Genomic DNA, 1,112 nt, shown 5'->3' with positions numbered 1-1,112 from the left:
TGGCCATGATCAGCTCGGCCGGCGGCATCGGCACGGCGGCGCTCTTCGAGAAGACCGCCCTCCCCGGGCCCACGCGCTGAGCCGGGAGCTCAGCCCCCGTACGTCTCCGGATCCACGGGGCGGACGCTGCGCGGCAGCTTCTCGAGTACCAGGCGGATTGTATACGTGGCGAACTTTTATCGTTTGAGCTAGCAAGGGTTCCTCGGCAAATAACGCCCGAATTTTTCATGGTCAATTAACATTGATTGCGGCGTTGTTATATTCGACACGCGGAGCCGCGTGCCACCCTTTTTATACTAGAACAGTAGAAATAAGTAGATTGAAAGATTTCTTGTGCCGCTACGATTTGAGGTACTCGGAGAGGTGACTTTGATCTACCATCTTAATCTTTGGGTGGCGACGTTTCCCTGGCCTTGAGGGGAGGTATAGTTTCCAAATAACAACCCCAATATCTTCAAACTGAATCATGGAGGCTGGAGAGTGATTGCTTTCGATTAGTTTATACGTGAATTTCGCAAATTCTTTTGAGTCAGTGGTGGGAGATTTTGAGCTCGCGAGGTCTGTCAGATCCATGCGAGCATCCACCCAGGATTGCATAATGTTCTGCGCCCACTGCCGCTGGTGCTTCAGGGCGGATGTGATTCTGGAATCGTCAACTATGTGCATAAGGGGAACGGTGGCCGAGGCAAATGTTCCGAAAGCAACACGGATATTTCTGGATTCATCCCCCGCGTCTATGCTCGTGTATTTATCAACAACTTGCATCGCCCAGCGAGGAGTGCGGTCTTGGTCATAAGACCTCGTATGTTCCTCAAGAATCAAGCTTCCGATGACATCGAGATTTTGTTTTGCCTCCCAGTAATTTAGTACGTATTCCATGATTTGAGTCTGGGTCCAGATTTTTTGTGCCCGTTTTCCAGATATGACAATATTCGCAATCGAAACAATTAGCGCGAGGAGTGATATTACGATTGGGGCTGAAGCCACAATGTCCTTTCGTTGAGGATCAGTCAGTATATTTGATTCAAAATGTACAAAGTTTGCAAAAAGATACGTTCGTAGCATTTCAATTTCAGCGGAGTTGACCCCCGTACGTCTCCGGATCCACAGGG

General features: G+C 49.5%; 1 protein-coding gene. It reads right to left on the bottom strand.

Translation table 11 applies throughout. The annotated features are described in order from the left end of the window. Positions 1-339: 339 nt before the first annotated feature. A partial coding sequence (locus IG178_RS24360) for a hypothetical protein (RefSeq protein ID WP_226895750.1) occupies positions 340-1,112 on the bottom strand: 773 nt, incomplete at its 5' end.

This window comes from Neoluteolibacter marinus (genome assembly GCF_014904755.1).
GTDB lineage: Bacteria > Verrucomicrobiota > Verrucomicrobiia > Verrucomicrobiales > Akkermansiaceae > Haloferula > Haloferula marina.
The sequence above is the reverse complement of the archived record's forward strand: the minus strand, read 5'-3'. Positions and strand labels throughout refer to the sequence as shown.